The organism is Shewanella sp. 4t3-1-2LB (assembly GCF_017368415.1).
GTDB lineage: Bacteria > Pseudomonadota > Gammaproteobacteria > Enterobacterales > Shewanellaceae > Shewanella > Shewanella fodinae.
This window is the reverse complement of record NZ_JAFNJD010000003.1, coordinates 21,877-41,837: the sequence shown is the minus strand read 5'-3', so window position 1 is coordinate 41,837 and position 19,961 is coordinate 21,877. Positions and strand designations below refer to the sequence as shown.

The 19,961-nt window shown below is 47.7% G+C and carries 21 protein-coding genes; 11 read left to right on the top strand and 10 right to left on the bottom strand.

The window, feature by feature from the left end; all coding sequences use genetic code 11:
• The first annotated feature begins 93 nt into the window (after nucleotides 1-93).
• On the top strand, nucleotides 94-579 hold the full coding sequence (locus J3L11_RS02385; protein ID WP_189618106.1) for a YajQ family cyclic di-GMP-binding protein: 486 nt from the start codon (nucleotides 94-96) through the stop codon (nucleotides 577-579).
• On the opposite strand, the gene J3L11_RS02380 is transcribed toward J3L11_RS02385, so the two are convergent.
• The 4 genes from J3L11_RS02380 to J3L11_RS02365 form a co-directional block, all read right to left on the bottom strand.
• Nucleotides 576-1,976: an MFS transporter gene (locus J3L11_RS02380; protein WP_207569891.1), complete on the bottom strand. Its 1,401-nt coding sequence runs from the start codon at nucleotides 1,974-1,976 to the stop codon at nucleotides 576-578. The two genes, J3L11_RS02385 and J3L11_RS02380, sit on opposite strands and share 4 nt — an antisense overlap.
• A gap of 103 nt (nucleotides 1,977-2,079) precedes the next feature.
• Nucleotides 2,080-2,415, bottom strand: coding sequence for a hypothetical protein (locus tag J3L11_RS02375; RefSeq protein ID WP_133040524.1), 336 nt, complete (start codon nucleotides 2,413-2,415; stop codon nucleotides 2,080-2,082).
• Nucleotides 2,416-2,476: 61 nt separating this feature from the next.
• Entirely contained in the window at nucleotides 2,477-3,061 is a 585-nt protein-coding gene (locus J3L11_RS02370; RefSeq protein WP_207569890.1) for a peptidylprolyl isomerase, read from the bottom strand.
• A gap of 24 nt (nucleotides 3,062-3,085) precedes the next feature.
• Entirely contained in the window at nucleotides 3,086-3,652 is a 567-nt protein-coding gene (locus J3L11_RS02365) for a YajG family lipoprotein (protein ID WP_189618109.1), read from the bottom strand.
• 120 nt (nucleotides 3,653-3,772) lie between these two features.
• On the opposite strand from J3L11_RS02365, the gene J3L11_RS02360 reads away from it, so the two are divergent.
• Both J3L11_RS02360 and grxB read left to right on the top strand, forming a co-directional pair.
• Nucleotides 3,773-4,855: a DUF2804 family protein gene (locus J3L11_RS02360; protein WP_207569889.1), complete on the top strand. Its 1,083-nt coding sequence runs from the start codon at nucleotides 3,773-3,775 to the stop codon at nucleotides 4,853-4,855.
• A gap of 74 nt (nucleotides 4,856-4,929) precedes the next feature.
• Entirely contained in the window at nucleotides 4,930-5,580 is a 651-nt protein-coding gene (gene grxB / locus J3L11_RS02355) for a glutaredoxin 2 (protein ID WP_242695050.1), read from the top strand.
• Between the two features lie 56 nt (nucleotides 5,581-5,636).
• On the opposite strand, the gene J3L11_RS02350 is transcribed toward grxB, so the two are convergent.
• The 4 genes from J3L11_RS02350 to J3L11_RS02335 form a co-directional block, all read right to left on the bottom strand.
• The gene (locus J3L11_RS02350; protein WP_207569887.1) at nucleotides 5,637-7,088 is read right to left on the bottom strand and encodes a DUF3300 domain-containing protein; all 1,452 of its coding nucleotides are present in this window, start codon (nucleotides 7,086-7,088) and stop codon (nucleotides 5,637-5,639) included.
• A 109-nt stretch (nucleotides 7,089-7,197) separates the two neighbouring features.
• On the bottom strand, nucleotides 7,198-8,583 hold the full coding sequence (locus J3L11_RS02345) for an ATP-binding protein (protein ID WP_207569886.1): 1,386 nt from the start codon (nucleotides 8,581-8,583) through the stop codon (nucleotides 7,198-7,200).
• Nucleotides 8,580-9,269, bottom strand: coding sequence for a response regulator transcription factor (locus J3L11_RS02340; protein WP_207569885.1), 690 nt, complete (start codon nucleotides 9,267-9,269; stop codon nucleotides 8,580-8,582). Before J3L11_RS02340 ends, J3L11_RS02345 begins: the two co-directional genes overlap by 4 nt.
• A gap of 13 nt (nucleotides 9,270-9,282) precedes the next feature.
• Entirely contained in the window at nucleotides 9,283-9,606 is a 324-nt protein-coding gene (locus J3L11_RS02335) for a PepSY domain-containing protein (RefSeq protein WP_242695049.1), read from the bottom strand.
• A 207-nt stretch (nucleotides 9,607-9,813) separates the two neighbouring features.
• Here J3L11_RS02335 and J3L11_RS02330 point away from each other — a divergent pair, with 207 nt between their 5' ends.
• Nucleotides 9,814-10,581, top strand: a complete 768-nt coding sequence (locus tag J3L11_RS02330) for a choice-of-anchor H family protein (RefSeq protein ID WP_207569884.1) — start codon at nucleotides 9,814-9,816, stop codon at nucleotides 10,579-10,581.
• Between the two features lie 40 nt (nucleotides 10,582-10,621).
• Here the strand turns inward: J3L11_RS02330 and J3L11_RS02325 are convergent, their stop codons facing one another.
• Both J3L11_RS02325 and J3L11_RS02320 read right to left on the bottom strand, forming a co-directional pair.
• Entirely contained in the window at nucleotides 10,622-12,535 is a 1,914-nt protein-coding gene (locus J3L11_RS02325) for an alpha/beta fold hydrolase (RefSeq protein ID WP_207569883.1), read from the bottom strand.
• Nucleotides 12,536-12,627: 92 nt separating this feature from the next.
• Nucleotides 12,628-13,755: a methyltransferase gene (locus tag J3L11_RS02320; protein WP_207569882.1), complete on the bottom strand. Its 1,128-nt coding sequence runs from the start codon at nucleotides 13,753-13,755 to the stop codon at nucleotides 12,628-12,630.
• 150 nt (nucleotides 13,756-13,905) lie between these two features.
• On the opposite strand from J3L11_RS02320, the gene J3L11_RS02315 reads away from it, so the two are divergent.
• From J3L11_RS02315 to J3L11_RS02285, 7 genes are all read left to right on the top strand, one after another.
• A complete protein-coding gene (locus tag J3L11_RS02315) occupies nucleotides 13,906-14,490 on the top strand; it encodes an alpha-ketoglutarate-dependent dioxygenase AlkB (RefSeq protein WP_242695055.1) in 585 nt (194 codons plus the stop codon).
• Nucleotides 14,491-14,578: 88 nt separating this feature from the next.
• Nucleotides 14,579-14,878: a BolA/IbaG family iron-sulfur metabolism protein gene (locus J3L11_RS02310; protein ID WP_207569880.1), complete on the top strand. Its 300-nt coding sequence runs from the start codon at nucleotides 14,579-14,581 to the stop codon at nucleotides 14,876-14,878.
• Nucleotides 14,879-14,947: 69 nt separating this feature from the next.
• On the top strand, nucleotides 14,948-15,457 hold the full coding sequence (luxS, locus tag J3L11_RS02305) for an S-ribosylhomocysteine lyase (protein WP_133040459.1): 510 nt from the start codon (nucleotides 14,948-14,950) through the stop codon (nucleotides 15,455-15,457).
• 560 nt (nucleotides 15,458-16,017) lie between these two features.
• The gene (locus J3L11_RS02300; protein WP_207569879.1) at nucleotides 16,018-17,352 is read left to right on the top strand and encodes a Na(+)-translocating NADH-quinone reductase subunit A; all 1,335 of its coding nucleotides are present in this window, start codon (nucleotides 16,018-16,020) and stop codon (nucleotides 17,350-17,352) included.
• Complete coding sequence (locus tag J3L11_RS02295; RefSeq protein ID WP_207569878.1) at nucleotides 17,349-18,548, top strand: NADH:ubiquinone reductase (Na(+)-transporting) subunit B; 1,200 nt, start codon at nucleotides 17,349-17,351, stop codon at nucleotides 18,546-18,548. Before J3L11_RS02300 ends, J3L11_RS02295 begins: the two co-directional genes overlap by 4 nt.
• Nucleotides 18,541-19,326 (top strand): Na(+)-translocating NADH-quinone reductase subunit C, encoded by a 786-nt coding sequence (locus J3L11_RS02290; RefSeq protein WP_133040456.1) that lies wholly within the window; start codon nucleotides 18,541-18,543, stop codon nucleotides 19,324-19,326. Before J3L11_RS02295 ends, J3L11_RS02290 begins: the two co-directional genes overlap by 8 nt.
• The gene (locus J3L11_RS02285; protein ID WP_133040455.1) at nucleotides 19,326-19,958 is read left to right on the top strand and encodes an NADH:ubiquinone reductase (Na(+)-transporting) subunit D; all 633 of its coding nucleotides are present in this window, start codon (nucleotides 19,326-19,328) and stop codon (nucleotides 19,956-19,958) included. Before J3L11_RS02290 ends, J3L11_RS02285 begins: the two co-directional genes overlap by 1 nt.
• Nucleotides 19,959-19,961 lie beyond the last annotated feature (3 nt).

Genomic DNA, 19,961 nt, shown 5'->3' with positions numbered 1-19,961 from the left:
TTAGGCTGTCACTCGTAACCGCACATCAGTTCAGCTGATCTTCAACATGCAGTAAACTAAGGGGCAGAATTAGGACAGGAATAAGACGAGATTATGCCTTCATTTGATATTGTGTCGGAAGTAAATGCCGTAGAACTGCGTAATGCGGTAGATAATAGTCGGCGGGAACTGGATACTCGCTTTGATTTTCGTGGCGTGGAATATGATGTTGAACTGAAAGATTTTGTGGTGACGTTGTCATCTGAATCGGATTTCCAGTGTAAACAGATGGTGGACATTCTGCGCACGCAGTTGAGTAAGCGCAATGTAGATCCCAAAGCGATGGAAGTGGATGAGAAAATCGTTCACACCGGTAAAAGCTTTGCAATGAAAGTGCGTTTTAAGCAGGGCATTGAAACGGAAACCGCTAAAAAGCTGGTAAAGCTGATTAAAGACAGCAAGCTGAAAGTGCAGGCGCAGATCCAGGGCGACTCTGTGCGGGTTACCGGTAAAAAACGCGATGACTTACAGGCAGTCATGGCGCTGGCGCGTAATGCCGAACTGGGTCAACCGTTTCAGTTTAACAACTTCCGTGATTAATCCTCCGGTTGTTTTACTGGGGCTGTGCTAATTTCCGCTGAGGCTGGTGGTTGGCGATCTGCCAGTTTCACCAGTAACAGCACCGGCAATCCGATGATACTGGCACTGATGAAGAAATTCACATAGCCGAAGGCATTAACCCACTCCCCAGAAAAACCCGCTACAAATTTCGGGAATAACAGCATAATTGACGACAGCAGCGCGTATTGTGTGGCGCTGTAGCCTGTCCCCGTCAGGCTCGACAGATAGGCAATAAATGCGGCAGTGGCTAATCCGCCACTGAAGTTATCGGCGGAGATCGCCACTGTCAGCAACGGCACGTTATAACCCACATATGCTTGTAGGGCGAATAGCAAGTTAGTAACGGCCACCAGAAATGCGCCGACATAAAGAATTTTCATGGTGCCATAACGCGCTACCAGTAAGCCACCAACGCCAGAACCCACCAGTGTCATGATCAGTCCATATATCTTGCTCAACGTGGCGATTTCTTCCTTGGAAAAGCCCATATCGACGTAAAACACATTGGCCATAATCCCCATCACAATATCGGAGATGCGGTAGCAGGAAATGAGCAGCAGGATAATAATCGCGTGGCGACCATAACGCTTGAAAAAATCAATAAATGGCAGCGCTACTGCGGCATATAACCAAGCCAGTAGCCCGGCAATCGGCCGTGAATGCTGTTGGCGCAGATGTTGTTTCATGCGGATCTCATCACCGCAGGCTTGGCGTACATCGACTTGCGGCTCACTGGCAAAAAAACTGGTCACCAAGCCGATCGCTATTAGCCCCGCCATTATCAGGTAAGACGTTTGCCAACTGTTGAGATCATAACTTTCCGGCGTCGGTGACACCCAGGCGGCAATCGTCAACGCGCCTGCAGTGGCAATGATCATGGCACTGCGATAGCCCACTTGATAGGCCGCAGCTAACGCGGCCTGCATCCCCTCCGGTGCTGATTCTATGCGAAAAGCATCAATGACAATATCCTGAGTTGCAGAGGCAAATGCCACCGCTAATGCACATAGTGCCAGATGCGTCAGATCGCTACGTGGGTCGCTGCTGGCCATACCAAGAATTGCCAAGATCAGCAGCAGCTGTGAGAAAATCATCCAGCCGCGCCGACGGCCAAACCACTGGCTAAGCAGCGGTAACTGTAGTCGGTCCACGAGTGGTGCCCAGGCCCATTTGAACGCATACATTAATGCTATCCAACTGAAATAGCCGATTTCTGCCCGATCAACACCGGCTTCTCTGAGCCAGAAGGATAAGGTGGAAAATACCAGCATCAGCGGTAGCCCGGAGGAAAATCCCAGCAACAACATTATCAACACCCGGCGGTGCAGATAGATGGCAAACGTCTTTTTGAGCGTGGATAAGCGGCTAATAGACATGACTATACGACTGGGAAATGAAGGCACTAGCTTAAAAGTCTGCGTCAGTGACTGCAAGCTAGCACCGCACAATTGTTGGTGTTCCGCATTAAAGCGGTATTACTTACGTGATTTTTGCTGCTGGACGCACACCTGAACAGCCATCAGGGAAGCTTCCCTTTCCAGCGAGGAAAGCACAGCATTGACGTAACTGTTGACGCAGATATTGATTGCCTAGCAACGCCCACTCCGGCCATTTTTCAAAACTGTACAGCAAAAACCAAAATACTCGTTCAAGATCTGATTGGGCTTCACCGTTGTTGCCGAGCACAAACCATTCTTCGAGGGTGTCCCATAGGTACAGACGTAACTCTGTTAAGGGGATCTGTTGCTGGTAAAACCCTTCTCCATAGGCAGCCAGTTGCGGAGCCTTGAGCTGGATGAAGTCATCCGTTGTCATCAATCCAAGTCCCAATAATCATCTTTGTTGAAAGTATAGCGGTTGTTTATACCACAGCAGATCACGGCATAGGGAGTAATGTCGCTTTTTTTAGTATGATTGGACTAAGCGGCACATCTTCCCATTGCAGAGCAGCGTTAGGTCCGGTTGGCACTTGCGCCATTTTCTGCAATACATCCAGCCCGGCAGTAACTTCACCAAAAACGGCGTAACCCCAACGTTTAGGGGACGGATCCAATTTAGTATTGTCAGCTACGTTAAAATAGAACTGACGTGTTGCCGTGTGCGGGTCATTTTCTCTCGCCATTGCTATGGTGCCAAGTGTGTTTGACAGGCCATTTCCTGATTCGTTAAAAATCGGTTTATCTTCTGGCAAAGTTTTGAGTTGCGGATCGTAACCGCCGCCTTGTACGACAAAATCTTTGATAATACGGTGGAAAATAGTGTTGTTATAATCGCCTCTGACCACAAAGGTCAGAAAATTATTAACGGTGAGCGGCGCACGACTACGATCCAACTCCACGACAATTTTCCCCATGCTGGTATCCAACTCCACTTTGGGGTACAGATTGTCTTGCTGCAGATCTAGCGCCAGTACCATAGGTGAACTTAACAGCAATAACAGAGTAATAAGCCAACGGGTCATTACATATTCCTTGTCAGACAGTGGTCAATTTTGTTGTAGAAATTGGTTCAGCTCTGGGTCGTTAATTATTTCCGCCGATAACTTAGTCATCAGTTTATTGATGTCCAGTTCCAATGTCGCAAAATCGGCACTGAGAGGACCTTTCATGCGACTGGTGGCCGAATAACGCTTGCTGAACGTATGGCTGCTATTACTGGCCTGTACGCTGATAGCGAGATTGGTGACTGCTTCAAATCCCAGCAGCGATTCATCCACATCTGTTTGAAGCTGCTCAAGCCGTAGTTCAAGCGTGGTGGCACTCGCCGGATCTATCTGATAACCCGCAGTGTTGAATCCTTTGCGGAAAAACTGTTCGGTCAGGCCTCGCATGTCTTGCATGGTTCCCACCAAACGTGGCGGTTTTTCATCATTAAAGCGCACGACATAGTTAATGGTGCGCAGATCGCTAGCTGTCAGCGTCAGTGGCGTTGGCTGATGGGTCTGAACCTGTATTTGGGGTTGTTCAGGTCCGAGCGCGATTTTTTCCGGTCCCTTACTGGCACATGCCGACAACATCATGCCGATAGCCAGCGCAGTAATAATACTTTTCATATCAAAAACTCATCTGTATCGAGGCAGGCGAACAGCATAACAGATTTCTGGCGCTGCAGAAGTCCGCTGAATCAACCACTTTTAATGTTGACTCATGCGGGGTAGAGTGGCGCTAAGGGTATGGCAACAAGAGTATTACTCATGTGGTCTGAAGACATTACTCCGGTTAAAAATCCCGCCAGTGGTGTGTTTACCCGGGAAGCACCTCAGTCGCTGGTTATGGGGGGAATGCCGGTGTTTGGGCATTTTGACGGAATGGTGAAAACACTCGGGTTGGAGCAGTTTCATCTGACTGACGAACTGGACAAACCATTGCCGCACTGGCAACAACGGCTACACTTTAAGCAACAGGAGTTCATCTCTATCCACAGCAGTCGCTACCTTCTTGGCGTTGGCTTAACTGATATTGGTTATAGCAATAGTGGCTACTGTTATCTATTTGATCAGATCTCTGGCAAGTTGTTTCAGCAAAGGTGGCAGTACCCCATAGCGCTCAAACGACACTTGGCTTATTCACCCTGGCAGGGCATTAGCAACGGCAAAGGCATTGTCATTAAACGTGAGCAGGGACAATGGCAGCTAATTCTGCGGTTATCGTTACAGCATGTGGATATTAACGCGGAATTGACCTTGACCCCAGGAGCGCTGAGTCTGCCTATGACTTTGTGCTGCCCCAGCGGTTACAACGGCTGGAGTTATGCGCAGCAACACAGTGGACTAAAACTCTCTGGGCAACTGGCAATCAATCATGAGCCGCAGCCGTTATCGCGCACGCGGGGGGGATATGGTTTCTGGGCGGGTTACACTGCGGGGCAAAGTCACTGGCGTTGGGTCTGTATTAATGGCGATTATGCCTCTACGCCGCTCGCGTTGAACTTGGCGAGTGGTATTAATGATACTGGATCTTGCCAGAATGTGTTGTGGCAGGACGGTGCTCGGCATTTGTTAACGCCGGTACATTTTAATGTCGATCATCGCTCTGGTCGAGAAGGGCGCTGGCGTATCTGGTCGGAACGGGAAGAATTGGATTTGTGGTTTACACCTACCGGTCATTTCCAATTGCGGCAACGGGGCTTGCGCCATCGGATGTTAAGACGCCATTACCATGGAATGTTTGAGGGTTGGGTCCGTGATGGTACCGGTCAACAGCAGTCCGTAAAACAGCAACCGGGGATTGCAGAAGACTTTTTTGCTATCTGGTGATAACGGTGACCTAGCGGGAAAACTCAGTTAAGCTGGTGCCCTTTTGTGCATAATTGGACGTCATGGAGTATCCAATGAAGCTGTTTCTTTTTGATCATTGTCCCTTTTGTGTCAGAGCCATGATGCTGACCGGACTCAAACAACTGGAAGTGGAATGGGTCTATCTGCTAAATCATGATGTGCAGTCAAGACTTGATAAAATTGGGGCTAATCAGGTGCCGATATTACAAAAGCCAGACGGCAGTTATATGGCTGAAAGTTTGGATATTGTGGCTTATCTGGATCATGTCGATGGTCAGCCGGTGTTGCTGCCTTCGACCCAACAAGCTGCTATTCAGCATTACCTGACCGAATCCGCCTATAGTAGCAGCCGTTTGCTTTTTCCCCGCGATGTGTGTTTGGGATTACCTGAGTTTGCGTCAGATGCCGCAGTTGATTGGTTTACTCAACGTAAATCGGCAATCATTGGCATCAGTTTTGACGAGGCGCTGGCTAATACCAAAACTTATCTCGAAGGGTTATATAAATGTTGGCCGTTGCTGGAAGATATTCGTCTGCCATCGTCTTTAGATAATCGATTGAGTTATGACGATGTGCTGCTATTCCCTGGATTACGTAATCTAACCATGGTGAAGGGAATTGAGTTTAGCCCTCATATACGCCGTTATATCGACGAAGTCGCACAGCTGACAGGCGTGCACTTATATGCCGAGGTCGCCTTATAACAGCGGAATAAAAAAGGCAGTCGGATGACTGCCTTTGGTTGACGCTAGTTGTTGCGTTAATTTTCCCGCTGTCTAATCCCATTATTGCTATTGGTTTTCGGTGCAGAGTTCTGCAGTGCGCGGGCTGGTGGCGCTTGACGCTCCACTCGTTGTACTTGCGGCTGATGTACCTGTGGCTGAACGTGCGAATAACTTGGCATTTGTCGCTGCGCTGCCACTTGCTCACGTGAAATACTCTGCGATTTTGGCGGTTCAATCCGTGTTTGCGGCGTTTTCACCTGCGGCATCACCTGTGGTCGCTGCTGTTGCACCGTTTGGTGTCTCTCTGTCACGTTGGGCATCGGCTGTTGGCGGTACCTGTGGTCATCGGGACGCTGTTTGTCCGCTGCAACGTCATTGCGCTGCTGGTGGTGAGTATTCACTGCCTGCTGCTGTGGCCGCGGTTGATAGTGTTCCCTGTTTTTGCCATCCACTGGTCGCACATTGTTATTTTTTTTATTGTCAGTTGTTAACCCGTGTTCTCTGTTATCAAAAGAGCGCTTCATGCCTTTGTTATCATGTGGTTGTGGGCGATTTTGCAGTGAATGCTGTACTTGCTGATAACGATTATCGTCTCTGTGATATTTGGGCTCATAGCGTTGCTGCAAGCTTTCATGGCGATAATGTACCCCTCGGCGATGTTCGGGGCGATGCACCCAACGTTGACTGCCGCTGCTAATTGAACTGCGATAGGGTACGTAATGGTAGTGAGTATGGTGATAATCGACCCATACCGTCCGTTCATGCCAGCGGAAGGTGCTGAAGAAGAAGTTAAAGGAGATTTGGATACCACCGTTACGCCAGTAGAACAAGCTGTGCGGCGCAATGACATAGCCGGGAAACGGATCCCAGTAAAACGGTGGGTAGGCGCTCCAGCGCCAAGTGCCATATACCAAACGAGGATCATAGTAAGGAACCCAGATCACTTGCGGATCTGCGGGGACAATGATTATTCGGTCATTTTCCCGTTTGGCTTGGATCTGGCTGACATTTTTCAAACTGTCCGCAGCGTAAGCCGCTTGACGTAAATCCTGAATGCTGTCCATCACCCGTCCTTCATCGGCGACAAATGCTTCACCTAAATCAGACGTCCAGTTTAGATCTTGGCTCATCTTGTCGAGGATATTGGGAAATGCCAACAGTGCCACCACGCTGGGATCCCAACCTTGTTTAGCGCCTTCATTGGTAAGCTGGTTGTCGCTCCAATCCTGATGCTGCTTGCGCCAGCGCTGGGCTTCTACCACCTCCAACGGATAGGTGCTAGCGATCAGTACATGGGTTAACAGCGCGTCTGGATACAGGGCGATGGGTGCCAGCATCTGTGCTAATTGGGCATCGCTATAGTATCTGCTGCTGCCATCATCAGCGCTGAATGCCCGACCACTGAAACCTATTGTGGTCAGCACCAGCAATAACAGTAATATTGACTGTGTTGCTAGGTGTTTTGCGTGTTGGCTGAAAGTGTTCATATCTGCCTCCGCTTTCAAGCAGGAAACCCGCATTGTTGCCGGTTTCTCCATTTATTGAGATACAGCTTATAGAACACAAGATGAACATAAGCTGAAAGCGATTTTTTATTTACTGAGGTTGGCGGTAGTGGGGCAAGATGATACTAAAGCGGGCACCATTCAATGTCGGGGAGGTGTCAATTTGCCAGCTTCCTTGATAACTTTGCAGCAGATCCTTGACGATTGCTAGGCCGATACCGTGGCCCTGTTCATAGGTGTCCGCGCGAACGCCTCGCTGGAAGATCTGTTCGCGTTGTTGGTCGTTAACTCCTGGACCATCATCTTCAATTTGTATCAGCAAACGCTGATGATCACTGCTGATACTGAGCATAACGTTATGAGTTGCCGCCTTGAAGGCATTGTCCAGCAGGTTGCCAAGAATTTCGCTAAAGTCTGCTTCATCACCAAAAAATATGGCTTGCTCATCCAACTGTTCGGTGAGTTGTAACGCCTTCTGCTGATATATCTTTTTGAGGGTTCGCAACAGCTTCTCGGCGATTGGTTGGACTTTTATCCCCTGATGCCAAGCGCTATTGCCTGCCGCTTGCGCGCGTTTTAATTGTCGGCTGATGTTGGCATTGATGCTGTTTATGGGCTCTAGCGCTTCTGCAGGTAGCGCTTTAATGCTGCTTAGTATGGCTAATGGGGTTTTCAGACTATGGGCTAAGTCTGCCAGGGCATTACGATAGCGCTGGCGCTGGTGCAGTTCATTACTTATCAGTGTGTTGAGTTGCTGCGCGACCTGTTCGAGTTCCGCCGGATAGTGGCTTCCCAATCGTTGTTGTTGGCCAAGCTGTACTGCGGCCAATTCACTGCGAAAACGTGCTAAAGGTTTTAGTGTCCACCATAACCAGCCCCCCTGGATCAGTATCAGTGCCAGCATCAGCAGCGCCAGCCACTGCCAAAGTTGGTGGCGAAACTCTTGTAACGTTGCCTCAAAGCCATCAGTAGATTTAAGAATATGAACACAAAAAGGTAGGTCGCTACCACCGGGCGATGCTGAGGCGAAGCTGGCGCTTAGGCTGTAGATAAAATGAGGTTTACCATTGATGACTATTTGGCTGAATTGACTCTCACCTAAAGGTGGTGCAGGCAGATTTTTTGGCAGAGGCAGACCGATAAACGATTGAGAATGCCACAGCATTTCATCCTGATCCTCATCGGTAATGATGGCATAGAGCCCAGACTGATCCACATTAAACTGGCTGTCTTGTAGCAACTGCGGTAATTCTAGTTTTCCTTGCTCGACTTCTGCTAACGCTAGGATGCCATATAAGGTGGCGCTGAGTTCATCTTTGGCTGCTTCGGTCAGTTGTACACGGAATGCATCTGTCAGCGTGATACCTATTAAGGGTAGCAACACCAGATTTAACAGGATGGCACTGGCTATCAGCCGCGCCTTCAATGAACCTGTTAACCAGTGCCAGCGCTTTTGTGCCCAACGGGTGCGACTCATTCCTTGCCCTTTTTACCCACACAATTCATGCGATACCCTTGGCCTCTTAGCGTTTCTATTAATCCCAAGGCGTTGTCGGGATCTAATTTTCGACGCAGGCGGCGGATAAATACTTCAATAACATTAGAGTCAAGATCAAAGTCTTGGTCGTAAAGGTGCTCAATTAGCACAGTTTTGGCTTGTACGGCACCTTGATGCAGCATCAGGTATTCAAGCAAGCGATATTCGGAAGCGCTAAGGTTGACCAACTGATTACCTAGCCTGACTTCTGCGGCGCTGGTATTGATTGTGAGTGGCCCGTTTTCCAGTAATGGGCTGGCTTTGCCAGCCGCTCGGCGGATCAACGCCTTGACCCGCGCCAATAATTCCTGGGGATGAAATGGTTTGGTTAGATAATCATCGGCACCGGCGTCAAGTCCCGCAACCTTGTCCTGCCAGCTATCCCGTGCTGTGAGGATCAATACTGGATAATCAAGCTGCCGTTTGCGCATCGCTTCGATTAATGCAATGCCATTGATCTTGGGCAAGCCAACATCAATGATCGCGGCATCATAGGGATATTCACTGGCTAAAAACAAACCATCTTCACCGTCAGCAGCACAATCAACACCGAAATTCGCATCTTCCAGATGTTGTTTCAGGTTGGCTTGCAGTGCGCAGTCATCTTCCACTAACAATAAGCGCATAGCTGTCTCCCCGTCACTGACCAACCTGACCGTTGCTGGCGTTGACTGAAACATAGATAATGCGACCATTTTCAGTGAGGAGTTTCACCCGATAACCAGGGCCTCCCCCCACTTTGGCGTTTTCTACTTTCAGCACTTTTCCACCATAGCGGCTTTTCACCATCTGCGCTGCCTGATTGCCGCTGCGAACCACTAGCTGCGTTTGTTGCGGCTCCTGTCGATTATTATGTGGTTGTTTGGCCTGCAATATGGGACTAGATAACGACAATCCCAACAGTACTATCAGATTGGCGAATAGACGGACCTTTTTTGGATTGTTACATCTGTTAAAACTCATGTTGCGATCCTGTCTGGATGAATACGACCAGTGTAAAAGATCCTGTCCGGCGTGCATACCTATGCTTCAGATAAATCAAGTATGACGATCCGCGAGGTATGATTATCGGCAATCAAGATGAACACTGGCTGACTATTTTCGTTCATGTTGTATTCATCCTCATATCGTTTTAATGGCTAACAGTAGTTTTATGAAGAGGCGACTTATATGAAAAAGGCCAGTTTGATTATCTCTGTAGCTTTTTTACTCCTTTGGCACAGTAGCAGCTTTGCAACCACCACTAAGTCTGTAGATTACAAAATGGCGCAAGCGACTGATGAATTGCAGTTACGTCAGCAGGCGACTGAGCGATTACAGCAAGCCGATATCCGTCATCTACCCGTGAAAACTCGAACCGAGGTGATTGCCGCTAAAGAAGCAACGGTGGTAGACCGTAAGGCGCTGCAAAATGTCTCATCGTTTAATGCCCATAGTTATTATCATCAATTTAGCTTTTACGATGTCGCCACTTATTTATTGGATGATGATAACTATGATGGTTTTTATCATAGCTTTTCGTTGGATATTGATGCTGATGTCTATGGTGCTGAACCGACTGAAAGTGTGCCGGTATACGCAGAGATATATCTCAGTCGCAATGGTGGCGATTGGCTGCATTTATACACAACGGACATATTTTATCTGCAAGGCAATAGTTCTTATGACAGCTATCAGGTTTCCACTGCGTTAGAGACGGGATACCCTACCGATCACTATGATGTATTGATTGATCTCTATGAAGTTGGGTACAGCGATATTGTGGCCACTGTTAGCAGTGACGATCTTAATAGTCTCTATGCGCTGCCGCTACAGAGCCATGATCGGGATTATTATGATAATGGCGGCGCACTCGTAACCGTCAGCGCTGGCAGTTTATCTATGCTTGGCGTGTTAGCGTTGGGCTTGCTGGCCTGGCAACGACGCTCACTTCAGTAAATTAGAAGGCCTGGTTTCCCCAGGCCTTAGTATTTAATTATCAGAGATATTTACTGAGAAATTCATCCAACGCTTTAAACGTTGCTTTCCTACCAGCACTGTCGTCCAGGTAATGTGTGGTGTCTTCTAACTCGATATATTGGACATCAATTTTACCACGCGCCTTATCGTAAAAATCAGCGGATTGATGGTAGTTCACTTGTGTATCTTTGGTGCCGTGGATGAGCAGAATTGGCGCGGTGATTTTACTAATATGATTGATGGCCGACACGTCACCAAGGGCTGCTAACTCTGCGCTGGTCTCTTCTTTGATAATATTGCCGACATATAGCTGCATTTTTTTCTCATGGGCGATATCGGCTTGCAAATCGCTAATGCCAGCAATACTGACATAACATTTATAGCGCGTAGGTTGCTGGAAAGCTTCCGTCAACGCGACATAGCCGCCGTAACTCGCTCCCACCATACAGGTTTTATCTTTAGCAACAGGGAAGTGAGTTAGGACGTAATCCATTGCGTCATCGACGTCCCGCTGCATTCGTTTACCCCATTCATAATATCCGGCAGTTTCATACGGATTACCAAATCCTGCTGAACCACGAAAGTTAACTTGTAATACGGCATATCCTTTGGCTGCGAAGAACTGCACAAAGGGATCAAAATATTTATAGTCGCGAGCATGTGGGCCACCATGAGGGAACACAATTAATGGCGGGTTTTGGACGTTATCCGGCATTGTTAGGTAACCGCGTAACGCCATACCGTCACTGGCTTTAAAGTAAATATTTTTTGGCTCGCTGAGTTTTTCATGGTTTAACAGAGGGTACTTGGAAAGCCAAACTCCCGCCTTTTTATTGCGTAAATCCACATAAAAATAAACGGGTATCTGTGTGGTAGATTCTGCTTGGACAATAAAGCGTTGCTTGTCTCGTGAACTGGCAACGACAAAACTTTCCATCTCTGGTAAGAGTTTTTTGATTAACGCCGTTTGCTGTTCACCATTGTCAGAGAAATAGTGTTGGCGCTGGTAGTCGTCATAGTAAAAGACACCGCTTAACTCACCTTCGTTATTGGTCAGTGCTCCCGCCAAATCATACTCGGGATTGCTATACACTTCTCGTTCAAATTGGTTGTTCTGGATGTCGTAAAGCCATAAAGATTCACGCTTATTTATGCGATCGCTCATAACATAGGCTTTATTGCCATCTTCACTGAGCCCCATTACCTCAAAGGTTTCAGATTTACCAATGATCACGGTATGCAGTGCTTTCATGGGCTCACCATCAGCATTGCGATACCAGGTGGTTAGCTTATGTTCATCAGTGGATTTATCTTTTTCCCATTGCAGTCCGAGGCGCACCACACCGTGATTATCAGCATACCAGCTATCAATTTTATAATTATTGACAATGATTTTATCAAAATCACTGTCTGCCAGATTTACGCGGTAAACACTGATGCCTCTGTCCAATTCATCATAAGCCGAGACGAGAATATGCTCTGGGTCATCTTTTAACGCTGATACTAGTCTGAAATTGACATACCTGTAATAGTCTTTTTTGGAGAAGCGTTTATCTGTGAGTTCCTTGGCTTCTTTGGTTTTTAAGTCAATACGATATAGGCGATTGATACGGAAGTAATCACCACTGCTATATTCTGGATAACTGAGGGCGACAATCAAATAACGGTTCCCTGACCAAACCACGTATTCGATGCGGTCACGGGCTTTTTTCAACTGCACCAAGGGGGTAAATTCCACCGAGGGAAAGTCCATCAGTACCACTTGTGGTCCATCCGCAGCATTATATATTGCGGCGAGCTTGTTGCCGTCAGGCGAGATACTTAGATTTTCCATGATGGGCAGCGAGGCGTACTTTTCATATAACGTCTGCGCCTGAGACGATGGTGATAAAACAAGTAGCAGAAAACCAAAAATCATCAAACAGGAACGCATAGTTGAAACTCCTTCTTCAGCGCTCAAATGAATATGAAGAAAAACTTGGAGATGCTACCAGTTTGTAATGCAAAAGTTAACAAAGTGGGTGATTACTTTATGGCTATCAGGACGACAAACTTCTGATTGCTGGCAACGGTATGGCAATTACCAAAGAGGCGTTTTAACTTGATGTGATAACCCAAATGACGATTACCTACCACCTGCAGTTTGCCCCCTGGTTGCAACTGACGGCGGGCATCGACAAACATCTGCCAGGCAATATGATCTGTAATTGCTTCACCTTGATGAAACGGCGGGTTACAGAGAATTAAATCCGCTTCAATATCCTCTGGGAGATGGGTCAGGCAATCATCCCAGTAAAAATGCCCTTGGGCAGCATGGCCGTCGTTTTGTTGCCAGTTTTGTTTGGCAGATGAGACAGCTTGAAAAGAATCATCTACGAAATGGATATTGGCTTGGGGGTAAAGTTGTGCCGCTCTGAGGCCTAAAATGCCATTGCCACATCCTAAATCAATAACATCATGAAACGCTCCTTGTGGCAGATGTTGCAGCATCAAGCGGGCCCCAATATCGAGTTTACTTGCAGCAAAAACGTTGCTCAGGTTGGTTAGTTGTAACTTGTATTCAGGCACTGTCCATTGTTCTGGGAGTAGCTCTGGCCGAGGCTTGCCATCGGCGATGGCAGTAATGATGCGGGTTTTCTTCCATGCCAGACTGGCAGTGGCTGGGCCAAAATATTGGGCGATGGTTTGCAATAATGATGCATTGATCGATTTTGCTTTGGCACCGATAAGTAACTCACTGCCTGCAGGTAATTGTTTGGAAAATTGTGTTAGCTGCCAGGCAAAATAATTGAGATTCTTGGGCAGTTTCATCAACGTCAAATGCACTGATGCCACGTTGTCTGAAGGCTGGTGGAGCCACTGAATATCGGCGGTAGAGAGTTGATTCAGACTGAGATTCTGCTTGGCGCCATAATGTGATGTCGCCGCATCGGACACCCAAAAACAGCCTAGCAACGGATGCAGCGCTTTTAACATACATAACAAGGCGCCAAAACTATCATTTAGCATTAATATGCTGTTAGGTAGCGTTCTTTCGGCCAATTGTTGCAGGAGATGTTCATCGGCGGCATCCCACGCTTGCAAATTGGTTTGCGATACTGATGGATAACGCTGTAAATCGAGTACTTGGTTTCCGAAGGAGAACTGGGCCATGATAACGCTGAGTTAACTAAAAAATCTGCCGCGGATTATCGCAGAAGCCATCAGGAATAGCGACTTTCACCAATCATAGTGCCATCTCTTATGCCAAATAATTTACAACAGTCGGCGCTGTTTGAGCATGATTTCAGCGGATGCCAACATATGATCACTTATCAGCAACCTCCGATGTTAGTGGTCAGAGCTTACCTTGACCCATCGCAGCAGCAGGCACTGTGGGCTGAAGCACAGCAATATCCGCTTCAAAAGCCCGTGGTGGAGGTTTTTGGTAAATCTCACCCGATTCCTCGAACGCAAGTATGGTTCGGTGATCCCGGTTGTGACTATCTATACTCGGGCCTGATGGTAAAAGCGCAGCCTTGGCCTAAATACTGTGGCCGCCTGCGGCATAAACTAATGCGGGATTTCCAGTTACGCAGCAACGGCGTGTTAGTTAATCACTATGCTAATGGGCGCGAATGTATGGGCTGGCACAGTGACAATGAACCTGAATTGCAGCCTGGAAGTGATATTGCGTCGGTGACTATCGGCGCCGCGCGGGATTTTGATATTCGGCATCGACACAGCGGCGAAAAGTTAAGATTGGTTTTGTATAGCGGTGATTTATTACTGATGCGCTGGCCAATGCAGCAACACTGGCAGCACGCGGTTCCCAAAAGGCTAACGTTAGACCAACCTCGGTTAAACTTTACCTTTCGGCAGTTGAACCCTGACTTTCATTGTTGTTAATTGGGATTGCTGGGTGTTGTTTGTTGATTGATCTTTGTATGCTGAGCAAGTAACCTGCCGCCAATTACCACCCGCTGGGGAATGAGTTATGTCAGTTGCTGAAACTATTCAACAAAAATTACAGGCCGCGTTGCTACCTGAGCATATTGAAGTGCTTAACGAGAGCCACAACCACCATGTGCCACCGAATTCGGAGACACATTTTAAATTGGTGTTGGTCAGTCAGGCGTTTAACGGTTTGCGGTTACTGGCGCGGCATCGAAAAGTCAATGAAACATTGGCTCATGAATTGGCAAACGGTGTCCATGCGTTATCCATGCATACTTACACCCCGGAAGAGTGGCTGGCTCTGGCTGAAGTGCCACAGTCACCTAAATGTCGTGGTTAATATTGGTGTGAACGTGTTTAGTTGCAGAGCTTATCTCGGCAACCTAAGAGTGAATTGAGGGAGGCAGTTATGCCACTGTTAGACAGCTTTACTGTGGATCATACGCGGATGCAAGCACCTGCCGTGCGGGTAGCTAAACAGATGACCACACCCAAGGGCGATAAGATCACCGTGTTTGATTTACGTTTTTGCGTGCCAAACAAAGCCATATTGAGCGAGCGTGGCATCCATACGTTGGAGCACTTGTTTGCAGGCTTTATGCGTGACCATCTGAATGGCGATGGTGTTGAGATTATTGATATTTCACCGATGGGTTGTCGTACCGGTTTTTATATGAGCCTGATTGGCACCCCCAATGAAAAGCGTGTTGCTGACGCCTGGTTAGCCGCAATGCAGGACGTGCTGCAAGTGCAAGATCAGGCCGCGATTCCTGAGCTTAATCAGTATCAGTGCGGTACCTTTACGATGCACTCGCTAGAGCAAGCACAACAGATAGCAAAAGAGGTTATCGCATCTGGTGTTAGCGTTAATCACAACGAAGAACTTAAGCTTAGCGACGCTATTTTGAAGACATTGTAAGCGGTACTGGTTTGACCCTTTGAAAAACGGCATGGATGTAAATTCATGCCGTTTTTTGCTGCAAATTAGCGCTTCCTTACTAAAGTGTAATAGCAATGGTAATACCAATTGCACTAAGGTGTACGGTATAACGCGGTCGATCCATTTATCTATAGACACGCCGGGTTTATGGCGATTGGAGAATGTTAGGCTCGTTAAGTGTGATCAGTAGCAAATTTATTTTTTTGCAGTGGTTGTACTCACAAAATTATCTATTTTTAAAAGAGTGAATTAGTTCATAAATGCAGCGATGGCGGGTCGCTGGGTTTATTTGTAAAAACAGTGCTGTGAATTTGTTGTTTAAATAGGTTTTTTTGGAATACTTGTGGGCACAAAAATACTACAATTTTCGTGGCTATAGCATTTCAATTGGGGTAGAATGCCCGCCGAACAACGTGATTGCGATCGCATTTCTGAGATAAATCTGCGCTAACTCAATGCTTGGCATAGTTGTTGTGTGATGCCCTGGATTGGCAGGAACGCGGCGCATTGTCTTTCCTTCAACCGTAGTGCATGTGGATATGATTACAATCAAGAAAGGATTGGACTTACCTCTTGCAGGTAAACCAAAGCAAGTTATCCATGATGGCCCAGCCATTAAACACGTTGCTACATTGGGTGAAGAGTATATTGGCTTACGTCCAACGATGAAGATCAAAGTGGGCGACAAAATAGCGAAGGGCCAGGTTCTTTTTGAAGATAAAAGGAACCCCGGCGTCAAATATACCGCTTTTGCCAGTGGCATTGTTGCAGACATCAACCGCGGCGCCCGACGAGTTTTGCAGTCAGTGGTGATCGAAGTCGAAGGGAACGAGTCGGTTTCTTTTGCTAAGTACGATCCCGCTGCCATTGACTCTTTGGAGCCTGCCAAAGTTAGGGAAAATCTGATTGAATCCGGTTTGTGGACGGCATTTCGTACACGGCCTTTCAGTAAGGTTCCTGCAGTAGATTCCTCAACCTCCGCTATTTTTGTTACTGCTATTGATACTCAGCCATTGGCTGCGGATCCTCAAGTCATCATTGCTGAACATAAAGAAGATTTTGTCAATGGTCTGAAAGTGCTTGCCAGACTTAGCGAGAAGGTCTTTTTGTGCAAAGCGCCAGGTGCGGATATTCCCGCCGCCAATGCTCAGGTGGAAGAGTTCGCTGGTCCACACCCAGCAGGACTGCCGGGGACTCATATTCATTTTCTGATGCCGGCTTCTGCAAAACGCACGGTTTGGCACATCGGCTATCAGGATGTGATTGCCGTTGGTCAGTTGTTTACTACAGGTGAATTAAACTGCCATCGAGTCATAGCCATTGGTGGACCGAAAGCAAAATCTCCCCGTCTTATCCGTACTTTATTGGGGGCAAGTACTGATGAGCTGGTGGCCAGTGAAAAAGCCGGTGGTCAGGTACGTGTGATTTCCGGGTCGGTGCTGAACGGGGAAACAGCCTCAGGCCCTCATGCATATCTTGGACGTTACTCGTTACAGATTTCATTGGTGGAAGAAGGAACCGAGAAGGAATTTTTTGGTTGGGTAATGCCTGGCGCTGATAAGTTTTCCGTCACTCGTGCTTTCTTGAGTCATTTAACACCTTCCCGTCTGTTTAACATGACGACCAGTACTGGCGGGTCTGAACGGGCGATGGTGCCTATCGGCAACTATGAACGGGTCATGCCGCTAGATATTCTGCCCACTATGCTGTTGCGGGATCTGCTGTCTGGCGATACTGACAGTGCCATGGCACTGGGTGCGCTAGAACTGGATGAAGAAGACTTGGCGCTCTGCACTTTCGTTTGCCCCGGTAAGTATGACTATGGTTCCTATCTGCGTGACTGCTTGGATACCATTGAGAGGGAAGGCCTATGAGCTTAAAAGATTTTCTTGATCGTATTGAACCGCAGTTTGAAAAAGGTGGTAAATACGAAAAATGGTACGCGCTCTATGAAGCAGCCGCGACCATTCTTTACACGCCAGGTAAGGTGAATACTGGGCGAACCCATGTGCGCGACAACCTAGATCTGAAGCGCATGATGATTACCGTTTGGGCGTGTACGTTCCCGGCAATGTTTATGGGCATGTACAATATCGGATTGCAGGCACAGATAGCGTTGGTTGCTGGTCATGGTACTCCTGATGTGTGGCAGGTCGGGTTGTTTCAGTTGTTTGGTGCCCAACTTACCGCTAATGCCGGCTGGGCGACCTTGATGTGGTATGGTGCCTGTTTCTTCCTGCCTATTTATGCGGTGACTTTTGCCATCGGTGGCATTTGGGAAGTGTTATTTGCCATGGTGCGCGGCCATGAAGTTAACGAAGGTTTCTTTGTTACCTCCATCCTGTTTGCGTTGATCCTGCCGCCTACTATTCCGTTGTGGATGGTTGCATTGGGGATTACTTTCGGGGTGGTGGTCGCCAAGGAAGTCTTTGGCGGAACCGGACGTAACTTCCTTAACCCGGCATTGGCTGGCCGTGCATTCCTGTTCTTTGCCTATCCACTCAATATGTCAGGTGATACTACTTGGGTGGTGGCTGATGGTTATTCGGGAGCAACTGCATTAAGTCAGGCGGCCGCAGGTAAGTTGAGTTATGCCTTTGACCAGAGCTGGTGGAATGCGTTTCTTGGCTTTATTCCTGGCTCCACTGGTGAGGTTTCCACCTTAGCAATCCTTATCGGCGGCTTGATTATCATCTATACCCGGATTGCGTCTTGGCGCATTGTGGGCGGCGTGATGGTCGGCATGATTGGGGTGTCTCTGTTGTTGAATGCCGTAGGTTCTAATACCAACCCTATGTTTGCGATGCCTTGGTACTGGCATTTGGTGTTGGGTGGTTTTGCTTTTGGCATGATGTTTATGGCTACAGATCCGGTATCGGCCTCCTTTACTAATAAAGCCAAATGGGCATATGGCATCCTGATTGGAGCCATGGCGGTATTTATTCGGGTTATCAATCCGGCGTTCCCAGAAGGAATGATGTTGGCAATCTTGTTCGCCAACCTGTTTGCACCGTTATTTGACCATTTTGTGGTACAGGCGAATATCAAGCGGAGGATTGCTCGTGGCTAAGAATAAAGATTCATTCGCCAGGACGCTGTTTATCGTTGTCGGTTTGTGTCTGATCTGCTCTATCTTTGTATCGACAGCGGCGGTATTGCTTAAGCCGACCCAACAGGAAAACAGGTTGCTGGACAAGCAAAAATATATTCTTGAAGCAGCAGGACTGATTGACCCGCAGGCCAAGTTGACCAAGAAAGATATCTTACAGACTTATAAAAAGTATGTAGAAGCTAAAGTTGTAGACCTGAAAACCGGCTCTATGGTATCAGGTATTGATGGTGACACTTACGATCAACAGAAGGCTTCGCGTGATCCGGCAACATCATTTGTGCCACAACACGATATTGCTTCTGTGAAACGTGTTGCGGATAACGCAGTAGTTTATCTAGTGCATGATGATGCAGGCAAACTCACCACTGTTATTTTGCCAGTTCACGGTTATGGTCTATGGTCAACCATGTACGCTTTCCTAGCGGTCAAGCCCGATATGAACACAGTGCAGAATCTGGTTTATTACAGTCAGGGGGAAACACCGGGGCTGGGGGGCGAAGTTCAGAATCCAAAATGGAAAGCGAAGTGGAACGGCAAAAAGCTGTTTGACGAAAACGGCAATATCGCAATTAAAGTCACCAAAAATCCTGCGGTGGCCGCATCTGACTATGGTGTCGATGCGCTTTCCGGTGCGACATTGACCAGTAACGGCGTGCAGCATACGTTGACGTTTTGGCTGGGCGATGAAGGTTTTGCCCGCTTCATTGAAAAAGCACGCAATGGAGGATTGAGCTAATGGCTGATACTAAAGAACTAAGACAGGTTCTCACCGGACCTATCCTCAACAACAACCCTATTGCGTTGCAAGTTCTAGGGGTATGTAGTGCGCTAGCGGTTACCAGCAAACTGGAAACTGCTCTGGTAATGGCGCTGGCACTCACGGCGGTAACTGCATTTTCTAACTTGTTTATCTCGTTGATCCGAAACCAAATTCCTAGCAGCGTTCGTATCATCGTGCAGATGACTATTATCGCCTCATTGGTAATTGTGGTCGATCAGCTGTTGCAGGCATACGCCTACAATGTCTCCAAGCAGTTATCCGTGTTTGTGGGATTGATTATTACCAACTGTATCGTTATGGGCCGGGCTGAAGCCTATGCCATGAAATCGCCACCGTTAATGAGTTTTATGGATGGGATTGGTAATGGTTTAGGTTATGGTGCCGTGCTGTTGACCGTCGGTTTTTTCCGTGAACTTTTCGGCAGCGGTTCCCTGTTTGGTGTGCAGATCCTGCAGAAAATTTCTGATGGTGGCTGGTATCAGCCCAATGGTCTGCTGTTGTTACCTCCCAGCGCTTTCTTCTTGATTGGCATGCTGATTTGGGTCATTCGTACGAAGAAACCCGAACAGGTTGAAGCGAAAGGATAAGTA